15 protein-coding genes are annotated in these 17,220 nt (G+C 63.0%); 8 read left to right on the forward strand and 7 right to left on the reverse strand.

Annotated elements, in window-relative coordinates; translation table 11 throughout:
- Positions 1–2: 2 nt before the first annotated feature.
- Both ACYCCG_RS18180 and mfd read right to left on the reverse strand, forming a co-directional pair.
- Entirely contained in the window at positions 3–575 is a 573-nt protein-coding gene (locus tag ACYCCG_RS18180; protein WP_209964642.1) for a CsiV family protein, read from the reverse strand.
- A 9-nt stretch (positions 576–584) separates the two neighbouring features.
- On the reverse strand, positions 585–4,034 hold the full coding sequence (gene mfd, locus ACYCCG_RS18185) for a transcription-repair coupling factor (RefSeq protein ID WP_176684852.1): 3,450 nt from the start codon (positions 4,032–4,034) through the stop codon (positions 585–587).
- 167 nt (positions 4,035–4,201) lie between these two features.
- Between mfd and ACYCCG_RS18190 the strand changes: the two genes are divergently transcribed.
- The 3 genes from ACYCCG_RS18190 (at position 4,202) to sthA (ending at position 8,442) form a co-directional block, all read left to right on the forward strand.
- Positions 4,202–5,665, forward strand: a complete 1,464-nt coding sequence (locus ACYCCG_RS18190) for a glyceraldehyde-3-phosphate dehydrogenase (protein WP_176684853.1) — start codon at positions 4,202–4,204, stop codon at positions 5,663–5,665.
- A 179-nt stretch (positions 5,666–5,844) separates the two neighbouring features.
- Complete coding sequence (locus tag ACYCCG_RS18195) at positions 5,845–6,843, forward strand: FAD:protein FMN transferase (protein ID WP_339444458.1); 999 nt, start codon at positions 5,845–5,847, stop codon at positions 6,841–6,843.
- 204 nt (positions 6,844–7,047) lie between these two features.
- Complete coding sequence (gene sthA / locus ACYCCG_RS18200; protein ID WP_176684855.1) at positions 7,048–8,442, forward strand: Si-specific NAD(P)(+) transhydrogenase; 1,395 nt, start codon at positions 7,048–7,050, stop codon at positions 8,440–8,442.
- Between the two features lie 48 nt (positions 8,443–8,490).
- On the opposite strand, the gene ACYCCG_RS18205 is transcribed toward sthA, so the two are convergent.
- Complete coding sequence (locus ACYCCG_RS18205; RefSeq protein WP_176684856.1) at positions 8,491–9,207, reverse strand: glycerophosphodiester phosphodiesterase family protein; 717 nt, start codon at positions 9,205–9,207, stop codon at positions 8,491–8,493.
- Positions 9,208–9,238: 31 nt separating this feature from the next.
- Positions 9,239–9,823 carry a PilZ domain-containing protein gene (locus tag ACYCCG_RS18210; protein WP_209964644.1) on the reverse strand — a complete coding sequence of 195 codons (585 nt, stop codon included), beginning with the start codon at positions 9,821–9,823 and terminating at the stop codon, positions 9,239–9,241.
- 93 nt (positions 9,824–9,916) lie between these two features.
- On the opposite strand from ACYCCG_RS18210, the gene ACYCCG_RS18215 reads away from it, so the two are divergent.
- Genes ACYCCG_RS18215 through ACYCCG_RS18225 form a run of 3 tightly spaced genes read left to right on the forward strand, consistent with a single transcriptional unit; the run spans position 9,917 to position 13,160 of the window.
- Positions 9,917–11,167 (forward strand): lipoprotein-releasing ABC transporter permease subunit, encoded by a 1,251-nt coding sequence (locus ACYCCG_RS18215; RefSeq protein WP_459671398.1) that lies wholly within the window; start codon positions 9,917–9,919, stop codon positions 11,165–11,167.
- A 7-nt stretch (positions 11,168–11,174) separates the two neighbouring features.
- Positions 11,175–11,858, forward strand: a complete 684-nt coding sequence (gene lolD, locus ACYCCG_RS18220; protein WP_172402812.1) for a lipoprotein-releasing ABC transporter ATP-binding protein LolD — start codon at positions 11,175–11,177, stop codon at positions 11,856–11,858.
- Positions 11,859–11,918: 60 nt separating this feature from the next.
- Positions 11,919–13,160: a lipoprotein-releasing ABC transporter permease subunit gene (locus tag ACYCCG_RS18225; RefSeq protein WP_026031816.1), complete on the forward strand. Its 1,242-nt coding sequence runs from the start codon at positions 11,919–11,921 to the stop codon at positions 13,158–13,160.
- Between the two features lie 39 nt (positions 13,161–13,199).
- On the opposite strand, the gene cinS is transcribed toward ACYCCG_RS18225, so the two are convergent.
- Together cinS and cinR are read right to left on the reverse strand one after the other, a co-directional pair.
- A complete protein-coding gene (gene cinS / locus ACYCCG_RS18230; protein WP_176684861.1) occupies positions 13,200–14,552 on the reverse strand; it encodes a two-component system sensor histidine kinase CinS in 1,353 nt (450 codons plus the stop codon).
- The gene (cinR, locus tag ACYCCG_RS18235; protein WP_176684862.1) at positions 14,549–15,229 is read right to left on the reverse strand and encodes a two-component system response regulator CinR; all 681 of its coding nucleotides are present in this window, start codon (positions 15,227–15,229) and stop codon (positions 14,549–14,551) included. Before cinR ends, cinS begins: the two co-directional genes overlap by 4 nt.
- A 201-nt stretch (positions 15,230–15,430) precedes the next feature.
- Between cinR and ACYCCG_RS18240 the strand changes: the two genes are divergently transcribed.
- Both ACYCCG_RS18240 and queF read left to right on the forward strand, forming a co-directional pair.
- On the forward strand, positions 15,431–15,940 hold the full coding sequence (locus tag ACYCCG_RS18240) for a cupredoxin domain-containing protein (RefSeq protein ID WP_176684863.1): 510 nt from the start codon (positions 15,431–15,433) through the stop codon (positions 15,938–15,940).
- A 68-nt stretch (positions 15,941–16,008) separates the two neighbouring features.
- Positions 16,009–16,839: an NADPH-dependent 7-cyano-7-deazaguanine reductase QueF gene (queF, locus tag ACYCCG_RS18245; RefSeq protein ID WP_021785410.1), complete on the forward strand. Its 831-nt coding sequence runs from the start codon at positions 16,009–16,011 to the stop codon at positions 16,837–16,839.
- A gap of 32 nt (positions 16,840–16,871) precedes the next feature.
- Here the strand turns inward: queF and ACYCCG_RS18250 are convergent, their stop codons facing one another.
- Positions 16,872–17,135: a DUF4404 family protein gene (locus ACYCCG_RS18250; protein WP_003248815.1), complete on the reverse strand. Its 264-nt coding sequence runs from the start codon at positions 17,133–17,135 to the stop codon at positions 16,872–16,874.
- Positions 17,136–17,220: the final 85 nt, after the last annotated feature.

The following is a 17,220-nucleotide window of genomic DNA, read 5'->3' on the forward strand; positions in this document are numbered from 1 at the left end:
GCTTACTGCTCCATCATCTCCGGGGCCATCACCGGCATTTTCGGCGTGCCCGGTGGTGTCACCTTCAGCAGCACTGCCAGGTGCCCACCGTCGAGAAAGGTCAGCTGGCCGCCCTTGACGTTGCTGTTGCTCTGCCTGAACTGCTCGCTTTGCAGCACGTTGCCGTTGCCATCCAGCTGGTTGACCCAGAAGTTGGCCTCGACTGTGATGAAGCGGCCTTCAGCGATGCTCAGGTTGCCTTCGATAGGGAAGTGCCCGAACTGTTCGGTGCCTTCGCCCACGGCGATGCGGCTGGGTTCGCTGCCCACCTGCTGCTGCCAGGCTTTGTGCATGAGCACGGTGTAGTCGGCGGTGGCTGCCAGGCGGGTGGCTTCATCTTCCAGTGCCAGGCGGTGCTCGGCGTCTTTGCTCAGGCGTGGGGCGCCAGCGCTCCAGTCTTCGGGGGCGAACGGGCTGGTGAAGGCGGGCACGCTGTTCTGCCGCACCAGAATCATTTCTACCTGATACAGGCCTTCGCCGAAGGCAGCCGGGGCGAACAGCGCCAGCAGCAGGGTCAGGCAACGGATGGCACGCATGGGTCTTCCTTAGGCAGGCTGTGGGGTCAGGCGCTCGAACAGCGCCTCCAGGGTATTGAAACGTTCGTCGGGGCGCTCCATCGGTACCAGGAAGCGGAACTGGGTAGCGCCTTCGAACTTGTAACGTTTGGGCTGGCCCTGGATCAGCTTGATCAGGGTCAGTGGGTCGACCGGGGTTTCGGCTTCGAACTCGAGCTTGCCACCGTTGGGCCCCGCATCGACTTTCTTGATGCCGAGCTTTTCCGCGTGCAGCTTGAGCGACGTCAGGCGCATCAGGTTCTTGGTCGGCTCCGGCAGCAAGCCGAAGCGGTCGATCATCTCGACCTGCAGGTCCTTGAGGCCTTCCTCGTCGGCAGCCGAGGCAATGCGTTTGTACAGGATCAGGCGCGCATGCACGTCAGGCAGGTAGTCTTCGGGGATCAGTGCCGGCAGGCGCAGGTTGATCTCCGGGCCGCCGCCCAGTGGCTGCTCAAGGTTCGGCTGGGTACCTTTACGGATTGCCTTGACCGCACGCTCGAGCATTTCCATGTACAGGGTGAAGCCCACCGCCTGGATCTGCCCGCTCTGGCCTTCGCCCAGCAGCTCGCCGGCCCCGCGGATTTCCAGGTCGTTGGTGGCCAGCACGAAGCCTGCGCCCAGGTCTTGCGTGTTGGCGATTGCCTCCAGGCGCTTTTCGGCGTCGGCGCTGACCTTCTGACGGGTAGGTGTGAGCAGGTAGGCGTAAGCCTGGTGGTGGCTGCGGCCAACCCGGCCACGCAGCTGGTGCAGCTGGGCCAGGCCGAACTTGTCGGCGCGCTCGATGACGATGGTGTTGGCGCTGGGCACGTCGATACCGGTTTCGATAATGGTCGAGGCCACCAGCACGTTGAAGCGCTTGTGGTAGAAATCGCTCATCACCTGTTCCAGCTCGCGTTCGCGCATTTGCCCGTGGCCGATGCCGATGCGTGCCTCAGGCACCAGTTCGGCAAGGTCGGCGGCGCATTTTTCGATGGTTTTCACATCGTTGTGCAGGTAGTACACCTGGCCACCGCGCAACAGTTCGCGCAGCAGCGCCTCCTTGACCGTGCTCTTGTTCTGCTCCATGACGAAGGTGCGCACCGACAGGCGGCGTGCTGGCGGTGTGGCGATGATCGACAGGTCGCGCATGCCCGCCACCGCCATGTTCAGCGTGCGCGGAATCGGCGTGGCAGTCAGGGTGAGGATGTCGACCTCACTGCGCAGCGCCTTCAATTGTTCTTTCTGGCGCACGCCAAAGCGGTGCTCTTCATCGATGATGGCCAGGCCCAGGTCTTTGAAACGCACGTCGTCCTGCAACAGCTTGTGGGTGCCGATAAGGATGTCGATCTTGCCTTCGGCAAGGTCCGCGGCGGCGGCGGCCACTTCCTTGGCCGACTTGAAGCGGCTCATCACTTCCACGGTCACGGGCCAGTCGGCAAAGCGGTCGCGGAAGCTGTTGTAATGCTGCTGGGCAAGCAGGGTGGTGGGCACCAGTACGGCCACTTGACGGCCACTGTGCACGGCGATGAACGCTGCGCGCATGGCCACTTCGGTCTTGCCGAAGCCCACGTCGCCGCAGACCAGGCGGTCCATTGGCTTGGGTGCCAGCATATCGGCGCGCACGGCCTCGATGGCGGCCTGCTGATCCGGGGTTTCCTCGAACGGGAAGCCGGCGCTGAAGGTGGCGTAGTCGACGGACGGGTCGGCAAACGCGTAGCCCTTGCGTGCGGCGCGGCGAGCATAGATGTCGAGCAGTTCGGCGGCCACGTCGCGGACCTGTTCGGCGGCCTTGCGCTTGGCCTTCTGCCAGGCCTCCGAACCCAACCGGTGCAGCGGTGCCAGGGCGTCGTCGCTGCCGGTGTAGCGGGCGATCAGGTGCAGGTTGGCCACCGGCACATACAGCTTGGCGTTTTCGGCGTATTCCAGCGTCAGGAATTCGGCGGCCTGGCCGTCGATTTCCAGGGTGGCCAGGCCCAGGTAGCGGCCGACGCCATGGTCGATGTGCACCACCGGCGCACCTTCGCGCAGCTCGGTGAGGTTCTTGATGACCGCGTCGTTGGCGGTTTCGCCGCGCTTGTCACGGCGCCGGCGCTGCATCACCCGCTGGCCGAACAGTGGGCTTTCGGCAATCAGGGCCAGGCCTGGGTCGTCCAGCAGCAGGCCGTCGTCCAGCGGGGCGATGGTGATCGCCAGGCGCTCGGCACCGGTAATGAAATCGTCCCAGCCTTCGACGGTCTGTGGGCGCAGCTTCAGCCGTTCGAGCAGCTCCAGCAGCACTTCACGACGGCCTGCTGATTCGGCAGTGAACAGTACGCGGCCGGGGAACTGGTCGAGGAAGTTGGCCAGCTCGGCCAGCGGCTGGTTGGCCTTGGCCTCGATGGCCAGGTTGGGCAGGGCGCGCGCCGGGAAGCGCTCGCGGCCCGCGCCAGGGTCGAGCGCTTCGCTGCTGACCACCACCCGGGGCCACTGCTTGAGCTGGGCGAAGCAATCTTCCACCGGCAGGAACAGCTCGGCCGGCGGCAACAGCGGCCGGCTGAGGTCGCCGCGGCGGTCTTCATAACGCCCGCGCACGTCGTTCCAGAAGTGCTCGGCGGCCTGTTCCACACCGGGTAGCGAGAACACCTGGGTGTCGGTCGGCAGGTAGTCGAACAGGGTCGAGGTTTCTTCGAAGAACAGCGGCAGGTAGTACTCGATACCGGCGGGGATGATGCCGCTGGCCAGGTCCTGGAAGATTGCACTGCGGCGGAAGTCGACGTCGAAGCGCTCGCGAAAGCGTGCCTTGAAGCGGGTCACTTCTTCCTTCTGCATCGGGAATTCGCGTGCTGGCAGCAGGCGCACCGAATCCACCTTGTCGATCGAGCGCTGGGTCTCGGGGTCGAAGGTGCGCAGCGTCTCGATCTCGTTATCGAACAGGTCGATGCGGTAGGGCAGTTTGCTGCCCATCGGGAACAGGTCGATCAGCGCGCCGCGCACGGCGAACTCGCCATGCTCGTAGACGGTGTCGACGCAACGATAACCGCTGGCCTCCAGGCGCGTGCGCATCTGCTCCACGTCGATGGTCTGGCCCACATCCAGCACCAGGCTGCTGCCCAGCAGAAAACGCGTGGGTGCCAGGCGGTGCAGGGCGGTGGTGATCGGCACCACGAGGATGCCGTGGCTCAGCTCCGGCAAGCGGTACAGGCTGGCGATGCGCTGGGAGATGATGTCCTGGTGCGGCGAGAACAGGTCGTAGGGGAGGGTTTCCCAATCGGGGAACGGCAGCACGGGCAGGTCCGGGGCAAAGAAGCGCAGCTCCTGCTCCAGACGGTCGGCGGCCTGGCTGTCGGCCGTCAGCAGCAGGGTGAAGCGGCCAGCGCTGCTGGCGGCTTCGGCGATGGCAAGGCTGAGGGCGGCACCGGGCAGGTTGCCCCAGGTTTGTTTGCCGGCCGTGGCCGACATTTGCGGTAGGCGCAGAACTGACACGGGAGATTGCACTCCAAGCGTTGCGGCAAAGAGACCGATTGTACCGGTGACAGTGCCGGCTGTCAGGCTCGAAAGGGCATGAGCACTGGCTTGCGTCGCTGCGACAGGCACTCATTGCCGGTTCCGCGTTGGGGCGTCATAATGTAGCCCCTTTTTTCTGTCCCTACATGTGGAAGGTTCCCGTGACTCAGAAGCCCGACCAGTGTCTTGGTGAGTGGATTGATCGTGAAGCCCTGGCTGAAGCGATGATCCCGCTTATCGGTCAGCTCTACCGCAATAACAACGTGGTGAGCTCGATTTATGGCCGCAGCCTGATCAACCGTTCGGTTATCTCGATCCTCAAGGCGCACCGCTTTGCGCGCCACCGCCAAACCGACGAAACCGAACTGTCCGTCCACGAGACATTCCCCCTGCTCAAGGCCATGAGCGAGCTGAAACTGGGCGCCGCATCGGTCGACCTGGGCAAGCTGGCCAACAAGTTCAAGCAGGAAGGCAATGGCCGCACTGCCGAGCAGTTCGTCCGTGAAGAGCTGGCCGACGTGGTTGGCCAGCAGAACGCGTCGGCGCGCAAAGGCACCGACGTTGTCCTGTACGGTTTCGGTCGCATCGGCCGCCTGCTGGCGCGCATCCTGATCGAGAAGACCGGTGGTGGTGACGGCCTGCGTCTGCGTGCCATCGTCGTGCGCAAGGGCGCCGAAAACGACCTCGTCAAGCGTGCCAGCCTGCTGCGCCGTGACTCGGTGCACGGTCCGTTCGATGGCACCATCACCATCGACGAAGCCAACAACACCATCACTGCCAACGGCAACCTGATCCAGGTTATCTACGCCAAGAACCCGAGCGAAGTCGACTACACCCAGTACGGCATCGACAATGCGCTTATCGTCGACAACACCGGTGTCTGGCGTGACGCCGACGGCCTGGGCCAGCACCTGGCCTGCCCGGGTGCTGCCCGCGTGATCCTCACCGCGCCTGGCAAGGGCGCGCTGAAGAACATCGTGCACGGAATCAACCACGGTGACATCACTGCCGATGACAAGATCATCTCGGCGGCCTCCTGCACCACCAACGCCATCGTGCCGGTGCTCAAGGCCATCAACGATCAGTACGGCATCGTCAACGGCCACGTCGAAACCGTTCACTCGTTCACCAACGACCAGAACCTGATCGACAACTTCCACAAGGGCAGCCGCCGTGGCCGTGCCGCGCCGCTGAACATGGTAATCACCGAAACCGGCGCCGCCACCGCTGCTGCCAAGGCACTGCCAGTGCTGAAGGGCAAGCTGACCGGCAACGCCATTCGTGTCCCGACGCCGAACGTTTCGATGGCCATCCTGAACCTGAACCTGGAAAAGGCCACCACCCGCGACGAGATCAACGAGTACCTGCGCCAGACCGCCATGCACTCGGAGCTGCACAAGCAGATTGACTACGTGGCTTCGCAGGAAGTGGTTTCAACCGACTTCGTGGGCTCGCGCCACGCCGGTGTGGTTGACGCAGAGGCGACCATCGCCAACGACAACCGCGTTGTTCTGTACGTCTGGTACGACAACGAATTCGGTTATAGCTGCCAGGTGGTTCGTGTGATGGAAGACATGGCCGGTGTGAACCCGCCAGCGTTTCCACGCTGATTCGCTTGTAAGGCAATGAAAAAACGGGAACCTTCGGGTTCCCTTTTTTTTTATTCTGAATGTGTGTTGTCAGTGCTGGCCCTTTCGCGGGTAAACCCGCTCCTACAGGATTATCACTGCCCCTGTAGGAGCGGGTTTACCCGCGAAGAGGCCAGCACCGGCAACCGAGAAACCCTACTGTGCGCACAGCCCTACTGTTCATTCTGCTGCTACTCACCGCCTGCAATCAGGGCCCCACCCTGGAGCGCCTGGGTGGCCCGACCATGGGCAGCAGCTACAGCATCCAGTACGTCCGCGAGCCTGGTGGTCCGGTGCCAGCTCAGGTGCAGAGGGCGGTTGAAACCATCCTGCATGACATCGACCACCACTACTCGACCTACCGCGGCGATTCCATCGTCAGCCAGTTCAACCGGTTACCCGCCGGCCAGTGCCTGGCCCTGCCGCCCGATATGCTCGAATTGGTCAGCCTCGGCCAGCACCTTGCCGAACAGAGCGATGGCGCTTTCGATCTCACGGTGGAGCCTTTGCTCGACCTGTGGGGCTTCGGCCCTCAGGCCCGTCACGAGCAGGTGCCCGAACCACAGGCACTGGCCCAGGTACGCCGGCGTGTGGGTTACCAGCACCTGCGCGTCAAAGGTCGAGCCCTGTGCAAGGATGCCCCGGTGCAGCTCGACTTCAACAGCATCGTCGCCGGCCATGCTGTCGACTTGATCGCTGCGCGCCTGCAGGCCATGGGTGTCAGCAGTTTTGTTGCCGAGGTCACTGGCGAGTTGAAGGCGGTTGGCCGCAAGCCTGACGGCAGCCCTTGGCGCATTGCCCTGGAACTGCCCCGCGAAGACCGGCAGGTCGCCCGCCAGATCATCCCGGTCAATAGCCTTTCAGTATCAACCTCGGGTGACTATCGGCACTATTTCGAGCAGAATGGCCGGCGCTATTCGCACACCTTCGATGCCCGCCTCGGGCGACCGGTCGAGCATGACCTGGCGGCCGTCACGGTGCTGGACGCCTCAGCACTGCAGGCCGACGGCTATTCGACGCTGCTGCTCATCCTGGGGCCGCAGCGAGGCTGGGATTTTGCCGTGGCGCATGACCTGGCGGCGGTTTTGGTGACTCGGGCGGAGGGTGGCTTCGTCTCCCGAGCTACGCCCGCGTTCGAACGGGCAGTGAAAGGCCAGTGAAAGCACAAGCAGGGATGATTGCCGCCAGGGAATGGGTGAAGCATATGTAGTGCGGGCGAAATTGGCCTACGACGCGACCAAGGGTTAATGTGCGCGGCGTTCAGGGTTGATTAGACTGCACCCGAATTTTCTCATGGCGCCCCGGCGGCATGATCGTGCCCCGCGAGCGACCGTGGCTTGCGGGCCAGTTCTGAAGGAGTACGCATGGCTGTCTACAACTACGACGTAGTGGTGCTGGGTTCCGGCCCGGCCGGTGAAGGCGCGGCAATGAACGCCGCCAAAGCAGGGCGCAAGGTAGCGATGGTCGATGACCGTCGCCAGGTCGGTGGCAACTGCACCCATCTGGGTACCATTCCGTCCAAGGCACTGCGTCACTCGGTGCGGCAGATCATGCAGTTCAACACCAACCCGATGTTTCGTGCCATCGGTGAGCCACGCTGGTTCTCGTTCCCGGACGTGCTGAAAAGCGCCGAGAAGGTCATCGCCAAGCAGGTGGCATCGCGCACTGGCTACTATGCCCGTAACCGCGTCGACGTGTTCTTCGGCACCGGCAGCTTCGCCGACGAGCAAACCGTGGAAGTGGTGTGCCCGAACGGGGTGGTCGAGAAACTCAACGCCAAGCACATCATCATCGCGACTGGTTCGCGCCCCTACCGCCCGGCCGACATCGACTTCCACCACCCGCGCGTCTACGACAGCGACACCATCCTCAGCCTCAGCCATACCCCGCGCAAGCTGATCGTGTACGGTGCCGGCGTGATCGGTTGCGAATACGCTTCGATCTTCAGTGGCCTGGGCGTATTGGTCGAGCTGGTCGACAACCGTGGCCAACTGCTGAGCTTCCTCGATTCGGAAATTTCCCAGGCACTGAGCTACCACTTCAGCAACAACAACATCACCGTGCGTCACAACGAAGAGTATGAGCGCGTCGAAGGTTTGGATAACGGGGTGATCCTGCACCTCAAGTCGGGCAAGAAGATCAAGGCCGACGCCTTGCTGTGGTGCAACGGTCGTACCGGCAACACCGACAAGCTGGGCCTGGAAAACATCGGCATCAAGGTGAACAGTCGCGGCCAGATCGAGGTCGACGAGGCCTACCGCACCGCCGTGCCGAACATCTATGGCGCCGGTGACGTGATCGGCTGGCCAAGCCTGGCCAGCGCGGCCCATGACCAGGGTCGGTCGGCCGCTGGCAGCATTGTCGACAATGGCAGCTGGCGCTTCGTCAACGACGTGCCGACCGGTATCTACACCATTCCGGAGATCAGCTCGATCGGCAAGAACGAGCAGGAACTGACCCAAGCCAAGGTACCGTACGAAGTGGGCAAGGCCTTCTTCAAGGGCATGGCGCGTGCGCAGATCGCCGGCGAGCCGCAGGGTATGCTGAAGATCCTGTTCCACCGCGAAACCCTGGAAATCCTCGGCGTGCATTGCTTCGGCTACCAGGCTTCGGAAATTGTCCACATTGGCCAGGCGATCATGAACCAGCCAGGTGAGCACAACAACCTGAAGTACTTCGTCAACACCACGTTCAACTACCCGACCATGGCCGAAGCCTATCGGGTAGCTGCCTATGACGGCCTGAACCGGCTTTTTTGAGCGGCTCCGACCGGTGGCCTGAGCCGGTCGGAGAGACCGATTTCAACCCTACCCGAGGGTGGTCTTGGCCAAACCGGGAAAGTCTGTAATCAGGCTGTCCACACCAAAGTCAGCCAGCCGGCGCATCAGTGCCGGCTCGTTGACCGTCCACACCGACACATGCAAACCCTGGCCCTGTGCTTTGAGCAGGCGCTCGGGGGTGCACAGTGTCCAGTTCAATGCCAGCAGCTCGCAGCCATAGTTATGTGCCACCTTCAGCGGGTCGAGCCAGGCGTATTCGGCCACCAGCCCGCGCTTCACGTCTGGCACCAGTTCCAGGGCGGCGCCCAGTACTTCGCGTGAACTGGAGGTGATGGTCACCTTGTCCAGCAGGCCATATTGCTGGGCCAGTTCACGGATCGCCAGGACAGTGGTAGCCGCACGGGTGCGCGAGGCGCTTTTCACTTCCAGCTGCCAGTGCTCGAACGGGCATTTTTTGAACAGCTCTTCCAGTTTCGGGATCGGGCAGGGCTGCACATGGCCCGGGCCGCCTTTGCGGGCATCGATCATGACCAGTTCGGCGGCCGGGTGCTCGACTACTTTGCCGCGCCGGCCAGTGGTGCGCTTGAGGGTGGGGTCGTGGATGACCATCAGTTCGTTGTCGGATGACAGGTGCAGGTCCAGCTCGCAGCGGGTCACGCCATGTGCCAGGCATTGCTGAAAGCTTTTCAGGGTGTTCTCGGGTGCTTCGCCCTTGGCGCCGCGATGGCCGTAGATCAGGGTCACGTTCGTTCCTTCAAATCAGGGAAAAATTGGCTCAGGAGGCGGGGTCGTTCAGTTCCAGCTGCTGGCGCCGTTGTTGTTGCTGGCGCTGCAGGATGTAACGGGCCAGCAGTTGTCGTTGGGCGTCGGTCATGTCGATGAACTCGGTGCCGACCTCGAAGCCGCCCTCCGGGCGAGGGTCGCAATGGCTGACTCTGCCGCGCAGCAGCAGGCCATGGGCGCGCGGCATCAGCACCATTTTCACTTTCACCCGGGTACCGGGGGCAATCGGTGTGGCTTGGGCGGATTCGATGCCGCCTTCGGAAATGACCACCGGTAGTGGCTCGCCGACTTCGCCAAGCAGGGTTTGCGCAACCACCGCGCTGAGCAAGTCGAGGCGCTTGCTCTGTGCTCGCAGGAAGGCGGCGAGGGTGCGGTCCTTGTCGCTCAGCTGGCGCAACAGGTGTTGCGACTCGAAGTCGGACAGGTGCAGCTCGCTGAGCAGGTTGAATAACGGCGAATCATCTTGCAACACATCTGGCTCGAGGGCTTCGGCCGCGCTAAGGGGGCTTATTTGAAGTGCGATCCGATCTTCGATGCGGTAGTATTCGCGGCGATCTTCTTCGTCTAATGTCGTCATGGCGAACCCAAGGTAGCGGCGGTGGTCCGAGTGTAAAGCCGCCGTAGGCGCCTCGCCACAAGGACGTTCCCTTTCATCCGAACAAGCCCCGACATGTTCAGACCTCTTTTCGCATTCATCGGCACGCGTTATACCCGTGCCAAACGTCGCAATCACTTCGTCTCGTTCATTTCCTTGACCTCGATGATCGGCCTCGCCCTGGGCGTGGTGGTGATGATCGTGGTGCTGTCGGTGATGAACGGTTTCGACCACGAGATGCGCACCCGCGTGTTGGGCATGATTCCCCATGCCACGCTGGAGAGCGGCCAGCCCATTGCCGACTGGCAGGCCCTTGCCCAACAAGTAAAGCAGAATCCGCAGGTGGTAGCGGTTGCGCCGTTCACCCAGATGCAGGGCCTGCTGACCCATGATGGCAAGGTGCAGAAGGTGCTGCTCAATGGCATCGACCCCGCTCGCGAGCGCGAGGTGTCGATCATCGACAACTTCGTCCAGCAAGGCCGCCTTGACCAGTTGGCACCGGGCGAGTGGGGCATCATGATCGGTGACAAGGCGGCGGCCAAGCTGGGCGTTGCCATCGGCGACAAGCTCACCTTCGTCGCCCCCGAGGTCAGCGTGACTCCTGCCGGCATGTTCCCGCGCATGAAGCGCTTCACCGTGGTCGGCACCTTCCACGTTGGCGCGGGCGAGATCGATGGCTATCTGGGCCTGACCAATATCAGCGACCTGTCCCGCCTGCACCGCTGGAAGCCCGACCAGGTCCAGGGCCTGCGCCTGAAGTTCGACGACCTGTTCCAGGCGCCGCGCGTAGCCTGGAGCATCGCCCAGCAACTGGGCGACCAGGAATTCTATAGCCGTGACTGGACCCGTACCCACGGCAACCTGTACCAGGCGATCCGTATGGAAAAGGCCATGATCGGCCTGCTGTTGCTGCTGATCGTGGCGGTGGCAGCGTTCAACATCATTTCCACCCTGGTGATGGTGGTGAACGACAAGCGCGGCGACATCGCCATCCTGCGTACCCTGGGCGCCACGCCCGGGCAGATCATGCTCATCTTCATGGTTCAGGGCACGGTGATCGGGGTGATCGGTACCCTGATCGGCGCCGTGGTCGGGATCTTCACGGCGCTGAACGTGAGCGCGGCGATCGCTGGCATCGAGAAACTGATCGGGCACAAGTTCCTCAACGCCGACGTGTACTTCATCGATTACCTGCCGTCGCAGATCCTGGCCCAGGACGTGTACATGGTCTGCGGTGCGGCACTGGTCCTGAGTTTCTTCGCCACCCTGTACCCGGCCTGGCGTGCGGCCCGCACCCAGCCTGCAGAGGCGCTACGTTATGAGTGAGTCGCGCATGAGTGATAAAGCCGTTCTGAGTTGCCGCAACCTGGGCAAGTCCTACGACGAGGGCCCGGAGTCGGTGCAGGTACTGTCCGGGCTCAACCTGGAGCTGCAGGCCGGTGAGCGGGTGGCCATCGTCGGCAGTTCCGGCTCTGGCAAGAGTACCTTGCTCAACCTGCTGGGCGGCCTCGACCGGCCGACCCAAGGCAGCGTATGGCTGGCTGGCGAAGAGCTGTCGGCACTGGGCGAGCGGGCCCGTGGCCTGCTGCGCAACCGTGAGTTGGGCTTTGTCTACCAGTTTCACCACCTGCTGCCGGAATTCACCGCCATCGAGAACGTGTGCATGCCGCTGCTGATCGGCCGAACGCCCATCCCCGAGGCCCGGGAGCGTGCCGAGGCGCTGCTCAAGCGGGTAGGCCTGGGCCACCGCTTGAACCACAAGCCGGCCGAGCTGTCCGGCGGCGAGCGCCAGCGCGTGGCGATTGCCCGGGCGCTGGTCAATCGCCCCGGCCTGGTGATGCTCGACGAGCCGACCGGCAACCTCGACCACCATACCGCCCAGGGCATCCAGGAGCTGATGCAGGAGCTGTCCGGTGCCTCGCGCACGGCATTCCTGGTGGTCACCCACGACCTCAACCTGGCGCGGCAGATGGACCGTGTGTTGAAGCTCGACGATGGCCACCTGGTGGCCATCTGATCGACTGCCGGGGTGGCAGGTGCTGCCCCGTTTTCCTGTTTTCATTGGGTGATTTCGTACATGTTCAGACCCTTGCCCATCTTTATCGGCGCGCGCTACACCCGAGCCAAGCGTCGCAACCACTTCATTTCGTTCATCTCGATGACTTCGATGATCGGCCTGTCGCTGGGCGTGCTGGCGATGATCGTGGTGCTGTCGGTGATGAACGGCTTCCAGCGCGAAATGAGCTCGCGCATTCTCGGGCTGGTGCCGCATGCCGCCATCCTTGGCGTGCAGCCGCTGGACGATTGGCACAAGGTGGCCGATGCAGCCATGAAGAACCCGGCGGTGATGGCAGTGGCGCCGATTACCGAGATGGAAGGCATGCTGTCGTACAAGGGCGCCATGCAGCCGATCCAGGTCGGGGGTATCGACCCGGCCGAGGAGGGCAAGGTTTCCATCGTTGGCCAGCACATCGTCCAAGGCCGCCTGCAGGGCTTGCAACCAGGTGAGTTCGGCGTGGTCATCGGCGAGCTGACCGCACGCCGTTTCCGTCTGAATACCGGCGACAAGCTGACCTTGATCGTGCCGGAAATCAGCAAGGAACCGGGTGGCATCACCCCGCGCATGCAGCGCCTCACCGTGGTTGGCATCTTCAAGGTCGGCGCCGAGCTGGATGGGTCGCAGGCCTATATCCATGTTGCGGATGCCGCCGAGATGCAACGCTGGGCGCCAGGCCAGGTGCAAGGTGTGCGGCTGAAGCTGCACGACCTGTATGCCGCTCCGCAGGTGTCCAAAGCGATTGCTGCCGGGCTTGGTGACGCCTACCGCGCCGATGACTGGTCGCATACCCAGGGCAGCCTGTTCAGCGCCATGAAGATGGAAAAGACCATGATCGGTCTGCTGCTGATGATGATCATCGCGGTGGCGGCGTTCAATATCATCGCCACCCTGGTGATGGTGGTGAACGACAAGGGGCCGGACATTGCCATCCTGCGTACCTTGGGTGCCACGCCGGCGCAGATCATGGGTACGTTCATGGTCCAGGGCAGCCTGATCGGCATTGTCGGCACGCTGATTGGTGGCGTACTGGGCGTGATTGCGGCGTTCAATGTCAGTCAGATTGTCGGTTGGCTGGAGCGGGTGAGCGGGCAGCACATCTTCACGTCGGATGTGTATTTCGTCAGCAGCTTGCCGTCGCAGTTACAGTGGGGGGATGTGGCGATCATCTGCACCGCCGGCCTGGTGATGAGTTTCCTGGCGACCATTTACCCGGCCTACCGGGCGTCGCAGGTGCAGCCGGCGATTGGCCTGGCGGTTTGATGCTTGCCTGAGATCCTGGGGGCGTAAAGCGCCCCAGGGTTACCGATCTTGAGTGAAGTCGATCACGAATCGGGTCCACCCACCCTCGCACTCCGCCCGTATGCACCCGCCATGGGCCTGCACGATCGACCGGGTAATCGCCAAGCCCAGCCCTGCATGCTCGCTGCTGCCTTCCCGCCGAGCCGGGTCCACCCGGTAGAACCGGTCAAACAGCCGCGGTAGCGCCGCCGGGTCGATAGCCAGCCCGGTATTGGCCACGTTGATCGTCGGTCCCGGCCCCAAGGTTACCTTTATCTGTCCTCCTGCCGGCGTGAAGCGCATGGCGTTGTCCAGCAGGTTGGACAGCGCCCGGCGCAGCATATGCTGGTCACCGAGCAGCACGGCTTCACCCTCGCGCAGCATTTGCACGTCGCTGTCTTCGGCCAGCGGCGCATAGTACTCCAGCAGCGCATCCACCTCGTCATGCAGCGCCAAAGGCGCGTGGCCCGGTACCAGCAGGCCGTGGTCGGCCTTGGCCAGAAACAGCATGTCGTTGATCATCTGCGCCATCCATTGCAGTTCTTCCAGGTTGCCATGCAGCGCCTCGCGGTATTCTTCGAGGCTGCGTGGGCGGGTGAGGGTGACCTGGGTGTGGGTCAGCAGGTTGGACAGCGGCGTACGTAACTCGTGGGCGATATCGGCCGAAAACGCTGACAGGCGCTGGAAGGCATCGTCCAGGCGCTGCAGCATCGCGTTCATGCTGCTGGCCAGTTCGGCCAGTTCTTCGGGCATCTGCGCCACCGGCAGACGGGTGGTGAGGGAGCGCGCTGACACGCTGGCGGCCACCTGGCCCATCTGCCGCAATGGTCGCAGGCCGCTGCGGGCGGCCCAGGCACCCAGTAGTGCGGTGGTTAGCGCCGACAGGCCGACCGTCAGCCATATCAGCCGTTGCATGCCTTGGAGGAAGTGCTGGTGGTGGGTGATGTCGAGGTACAGGGTCAGTCGCGGCGACTGCATGGCGCTCTGCATCAGGGGTACGGACAGGCTGCGGTAGTCGATGCCTGGCGCATGCAGGGTGGCCAGCCCGGTGGCCTGCGCTGCAAGCGGCAGCCCGCTGCGGCTTTCGAACCAGGTAACGCCATTGCTGGCGCTGATACGCAGGGCCAGGTCTGCCTGGTGACTCAGTTCATCGTGCAGGGCAGGCAGGCGGGCCTGGAGTTCATCAGCCGTGCTGACGCCAGCCAGTTGCGTACGGAACAATGACAGGCGCGAGTCCAGCAGTTGTTGGTCGAGCTCGATGAAGTGCTGCTCGCTGGCCCGGCTGAATAACAGGCCGGCGCCCAGCGAGACGGTGGCGGTGCAGGCGGCGAACAGCAGGGCCAGGCGGCTGCCGAGGGAAATCCGGCGCATCACTCGGTGCGCTCTTCAAGTACGTAACCCATGCCGCGTACGGTGTGGATCAGCTTGTTGGGGTGCGGGTCGTCGATCTTCAGGCGCAGGCGGCGGATGGCCACTTCGATCACGTTGGTGTCGCTGTCGAAGTTCATGTCCCATACCTGCGAGGCGATCAGCGATTTTGGCAGCACCTCGCCCTGGCGGCGCAGCAGCAGTTCAAGGAGTGAAAACTCCTTGGCGGTCAGGTCGATGCGCAGCCCGGCACGCTCGGCACGGCGGCGGATCAGGTCCAGACGCAGGTCGGCCAGGCACAGGGTGGTGTCCTGGCTCGGGCTGGTGCCTCGGCGCAGCAGGCTGCGTACCCGGGCCAGCAGTTCGGAAAAGGCGAACGGCTTGACCAGATAATCGTCGGCGCCCAGTTCCAGACCATGCACACGATCCTCGACGGCGTCGCGGGCGGTCAGGAACAGCACTGGGGTATCCAGGCCAGCCTGGCGCACGGCCTGAAGGATCTGCCAGCCGTCGCGGCCGGGCAGCATCACGTCGAGGATCAGCAGGTCGTGGTCGCCAGTCAGGGCGAGGAACTGGCCGGTCTCGCCATCGGTAGCCAACTCGGTGGCAAAGCCGGCCTCGCTCAGGCCTTGGCTCAGGTACTGGCCGGTGCGGGCCTGGTCTTCGACGATCAGCAGTTTCATGCACTGTCCATAATCTGAAAGTTAGCGTAGCCAATGGGCGTTGTTTTACCCTGCTAGCACAGGAGCAATGTGATGGCTGAAATGATACGTGACGATGTGCCCGCTCGCCCAAGCTGACAAAGTTGTAATGTGCCTGTCAGGTAGCTGCCAGTCGCCCCCGGCTAACGTGGCTTCATCCCGATTGTGTAACCCGGAGTCATCATGAAACACCTGCTCATTGCCGCCACCCTTGCCCTGGGTAGCCTGCCGGCTGTTGCTGGCCAGGCGCAGACCTTCGCCTTTGGCGAGCCTGCCCCGGCGGCCAAGGCCACCCGTACGGTCAACGTGGTGCTCAAGGACATCGCCTTCGAGCCCAAAAGCCTGCAGGTAAAAGCCGGCGAGACGGTGCGCTTCGTGCTGGTCAACGAGGGCAAACTGCCGCACGAATTCAACCTGGGCGACAAGGCCATGCATGCCGAACACCAGAAGGAAATGGTCGCCATGCAAGGCAAGATGTTCACCCAGGCCATGAACCACGAAGGCATGGATCACGGCAAGATGATGAACCACGGTGACGGCCATGGTCACGGGGCTGGCAATACCGTGCTGGTCATGCCCGGCCAGCGCGCCGAGCTGACCTGGACCTTCCGTCAGTCGGCACCCATCGAGTTTGCCTGCAACGTGCCGGGGCATTACCAGGCGGGTATGGTCGGGGCATTGACCATTGAGTGACTGGCCCTGCAAGGCGGGGTGCAAAACCGTTAGACTAGAGGTAAATCCGAACCTCTAGGTCAGTTTCCATGCATCCCGCTGCCGAACATTCCCCGCTGGGCAAGTCCAGCGAATACATCGCCACCTACTCCCCGGAACAGCTGTTCCCGATCCCGCGCACTGCCAAGTGGGCCGAGCTGGGCGTCACTGCACAGACGTTGCCCTGGCAGGGTGTGGATTACTGGAACTGCTTCGAGCTGAGCTGGCTGCTGCCTTCGGGCAAGCCGGTGGTGGCGATCGGCGAGTTCGCCATCCCGGCTGACTCGCCAAACATCATCGAGTCCAAGTCATTCAAGCTGTACCTCAACTCGCTGAACCAGACGGTGTTCGCCTCGCTGGGCGAGTTGCAGGCATGCCTGCAAAAAGACCTGTCCGCCGCTGCCGGCAAGCCGGTGGGGGTGAAGGTTCGCACGTTGGCCGAGGTTGAAGCCCAGGGTGTGGTGGCTTTACCGGGGCAGTGCATCGATGCACTGGACGTGGCCATCAGCAACTACGAGCAGCCGCAGCCAGAACTGTTGCGCTGCAACCCGGAGCGGGTGGTGGAAGAAACCCTGCACAGCCATCTGCTGAAGTCCAACTGCCCGGTCACCGGCCAGCCGGATTGGGGCAGCGTGGTGGTCGAGTACAAGGGCAGGGCGCTGGACCACGCCAGCCTGCTGACCTATCTGATCAGCTTCCGCCAGCATGCCGACTTCCATGAGCAGTGTGTGGAGCGGATTTACCTGGACTTGAAGAATCTGCTGCAGCCGGAGCACCTGACGGTCTATGCGCGCTATGTGCGCCGCGGTGGGCTGGACATCAACCCGTACCGCAGCACCGGGGCGATCAGCCCGGATAACAAGCGCCTGGTTCGGCAGTAATACAGGGGGGCCGCTTTGCGGCCCCCGTTATTTCAGATCCCCATGCTGTGCAGCGAGTTGGCAATGCTGCGCAGGGTGGCTGTGAGGTCGGGGTGGTCGGCCTCGAAGCGTTCGATCGCAAGGTTCACGCCGTCCACCAGGTTGTTGTCTGGCGTGGCTTCTTCAAGTTTCAGTTGCGCCTCGATCTGGCGCGCCTCTTCGTGCAGGGCAGCCAGCTCTTCTTCCGAAAGCGGTACGTTGCGGTCCAGTTGCTCGCGCAAGCTGTTCAGGCGCTCTTGCAATTCGCGGGCAGGCATTGGTTATTCTCCATCAATGGCTTGGCAAGCCATGGACCTCGGCGACGTGGCAAAGGTTCTGGCCTGTCTTCAGGGTAATCTACCT

The organism is Pseudomonas sp. VEM90 (assembly GCF_054611535.1).

Excerpts from the sequence above, each read along its gene's own strand:
- ACYCCG_RS18180 (WP_209964642.1), bottom strand. The coding sequence starts at position 575 with ATGCGTGCCATCCGTTGCCTGACCCTGCTGCTGGCGCTGTTCGCCCCG.
- ACYCCG_RS18190 (WP_176684853.1), top strand. The coding sequence starts at position 4,202 with ATGTGGAAGGTTCCCGTGACTCAGAAGCCCGACCAGTGTCTTGGTGAG.
- sthA (WP_176684855.1), top strand. The coding sequence starts at position 7,048 with ATGGCTGTCTACAACTACGACGTAGTGGTGCTGGGTTCCGGCCCGGCC.
- ACYCCG_RS18210 (WP_209964644.1), bottom strand. The coding sequence starts at position 9,823 with ATGACGACATTAGACGAAGAAGATCGCCGCGAATACTACCGCATCGAA.
- ACYCCG_RS18215 (WP_459671398.1), top strand. The coding sequence starts at position 9,917 with ATGTTCAGACCTCTTTTCGCATTCATCGGCACGCGTTATACCCGTGCC.
- lolD (WP_172402812.1), top strand. The coding sequence starts at position 11,175 with ATGAGTGATAAAGCCGTTCTGAGTTGCCGCAACCTGGGCAAGTCCTAC.
- ACYCCG_RS18225 (WP_026031816.1), top strand. The coding sequence starts at position 11,919 with ATGTTCAGACCCTTGCCCATCTTTATCGGCGCGCGCTACACCCGAGCC.
- cinR (WP_176684862.1), bottom strand. The coding sequence starts at position 15,229 with ATGAAACTGCTGATCGTCGAAGACCAGGCCCGCACCGGCCAGTACCTG.
- ACYCCG_RS18240 (WP_176684863.1), top strand. The coding sequence starts at position 15,431 with ATGAAACACCTGCTCATTGCCGCCACCCTTGCCCTGGGTAGCCTGCCG.
- queF (WP_021785410.1), top strand. The coding sequence starts at position 16,009 with ATGCATCCCGCTGCCGAACATTCCCCGCTGGGCAAGTCCAGCGAATAC.
- ACYCCG_RS18250 (WP_003248815.1), bottom strand. The coding sequence starts at position 17,135 with ATGCCTGCCCGCGAATTGCAAGAGCGCCTGAACAGCTTGCGCGAGCAA.